Here is a 2475-nt window from a genome sequence, read left to right on the forward strand (position 1 = left end):
GGTCACATCCTTGGCGGTCTCGGGGCGGGCATCGCCTGCCAGCAGCGGTCCGGCCCGCCATTGATGCGTGCGCCAGGGCGCGCGGGCCTCTTCAATCTTGGCCAGTGTGGGCGCATGTCCCAGGTCGAAACCCTTAGAGTTCGGGCGTTCCGGCGCATAAAGCTCTGGCCCTGTCGGGATATTGCGGCTGATATCGGCAACCGCAGCGAAGGGATCCGCGGCGACGATATCCGGAGAGACGTTCTCATCAACGATCTGGTTCACGAAGGAGCTGTTGGCGCCGTTTTCCAGCAGACGCCGGACCAGATAGGCCAAGAGATCGCGGTGCGCTCCGACGGGCGCATAAATCCGGCAGTTGGTCTTGTTCTGCTCCAGCACCATCTGGTGCAAGGTTTCGCCCATCCCGTGCAGGCGCTGGAATTCGTATGCGGCGTTGTCCTTGTCTGCAGCCATATGCAGGATCGCTGAAACAGTATGCGCATTATGGGTGGCGAACTGCGGGTAGATCCGGTCCGTCATCCCCAGCAGCTTGCGGGCGTTGGAGATGTAGGAAACATCAGTCAGCGCCTTGTTTGTGAACACCGGGAAGCCATCCACGCCTTCGACTTGCGCCAGTTTGATCTCGGTATCCCAATAAGCGCCCTTCACCAGCCGCACCATAAAGCGGCGATCGTGCTTCTCGGCCATTTCATGCAGGGCATCGATGGCCAGGCCGGTGCGCGGACCATAGGCCTGCACCACCACGCCAAAGCCGTCCCAGCCTGCCAGAGAGGGGTCCGAGACCACCGCGCCGATCACTTCCAGTGACAGCGACAGGCGGTCAGCTTCTTCGGCGTCAATGTTGAGGCCCATTTTCGCGGCTTTGGTCAGCAGTGCCAGTGCCTTAAGGCGCGGTACCAGATGCTCCATCACGCTGTTTTCCTGCGCCAGCTCGTAACGCGGATGCAGGGCGGAGAGTTTCACCGAAATACCGGGGTTTTTGCGGATGTCATCACTGTTGCAGGCGGCAGCAATGGCCGAGATCGCCTTGGAATACGACAGGTGGTAGCGGGCCGCGTCAGCCTCTGTCCGGGCGGCTTCTCCCAGCATGTCGTAAGAGTAAGTGTAGCCCTTGGCCTCCATTCCGGCGGCGCGGTCCATGGCGCTTTCGATGGTTTCACCCAGCACGAACTGGCGGCCCATTTCCTTCATCGCGCGGCTGACGGCGGTGCGGATCACCGGCTCCCCCAAGCGTTTTATGGCGCCGCGCAGGGCACCGATGGGGCTGCGCTCCTCGTCCAGCACTTTGCCGGTCAGCATCAGCGCCCAGGTAGAGGCATTGACCAGCGAGGAGGTAGACTTGCCCAGATGCTTGCCCCAGTCGGAAGGCGCGATCTTGTCCTCGATCAGCGCATCAATGGTGTCGGCATCCGGCACCCGCAGCAACGCCTCGGCCAGGCACATCAGCGCGACGCCCTCGTCAGTGGACAGGCCGTATTCCGCCAGGAAGACCTCCATCAGACCAGGCGCCGAATGGCCGCGGATATCGCGCACAAGGGCGGCGGCGTTAGAGCAGATGCGGCTGCGGTCAGTGTCAGATAAGGCCGCTTGGGCGATCAGCTGATCGCGCATTGCGGTTTGATCTGTATAGGTGCCGGTATCAATCCGGTCGCGCAGCTTGGGTTGGGTGGTCATGCAGGTAACTCCACAATGAGTGTGCAGGGCTTTTGCTAAGGGTACACGCATTCATTCGGGACAATCGCCTGAAGATGTGGGATCCTTAGGCAAACTGGCGTAATTTTTACCAAAAGGAAGTCCAAATGAGCTTTCAGGACCTTGATCGGTTCGACCGGGCGATTCTGAATGTGCTGAGTGAGGATGGGCGGATATCCATTGCGGATCTGGCCCGTAAAATCGGCTTGTCGAAGACGCCCACTCAAACACGTCTCAGGCGGCTTGAGGCCGAGGGCATCATTACCGGGTACCGGGCGTTGGTGGATCCGATCCGGCTGGGTCTGGATCACGTCGCTTTTGTAGAGGTAAAGCTGGATGACACGCGGGAGGCGGCGCTGGTTAAATTCAACGCAGCCGTGGCGAAACTGCCGGAGATCGAACAAGCCTATATGATGGCATCGCATTTCGACTACCTTCTGAAGGTGCGGACCCGCTCGATGACGGACTACCGGTCGGTTCTTGGCGAAAAGATTTCTTCGCTGCCGCATGTCTCCTCAACTTCGACCTATGTGGCGATGGAAGCGGTAAAGGAAGATGGTGCATTGGCGCCTTTGTGAGGCAAATTGAATGCGCGCACGGGCAGTTGACTTGATTGAATGCCGAAATATGCCAGCATAGGGCATGCTCTATGTTTTGTTACGCTCACCGTTTCGCTTTACCGGACTTGCTGCGGTCTTCGCCGCTTTAACTATGTCTGCCCCTGTGCAGGCCTCTGAGTGCCCGGTTGCTCCAGACCATAGTGCCCGGCTGGAGGGGTTGATG

2 protein-coding genes are annotated in these 2475 nt (G+C 59.5%); one reads left to right on the forward strand and one right to left on the reverse strand.

Features of this window, described 5'->3' with window-relative positions; translation table 11 throughout:
• Positions 1-1674 (reverse strand): proline dehydrogenase family protein (locus tag A2I95_RS31385; RefSeq protein WP_291736123.1); only part of this gene is annotated, 1674 nt, incomplete at its 3' end.
• Between the two features lie 125 nt (positions 1675-1799).
• Here A2I95_RS31385 and A2I95_RS31390 point away from each other — a divergent pair.
• Positions 1800-2270: an Lrp/AsnC family transcriptional regulator gene (locus A2I95_RS31390; RefSeq protein ID WP_027259360.1), complete on the forward strand. Its 471-nt coding sequence runs from the start codon at positions 1800-1802 to the stop codon at positions 2268-2270.
• Positions 2271-2475: the final 205 nt, after the last annotated feature.

This window comes from Leisingera sp. F5 (genome assembly GCF_001593695.1).

What these genes read in the sequence shown, in the direction of transcription:
- A2I95_RS31390 (WP_027259360.1), top strand. Translation starts at nt 1,800, where the DNA reads ATGAGCTTTCAGGACCTTGATCGGTTCGACCGGGCGATTCTGAATGTG.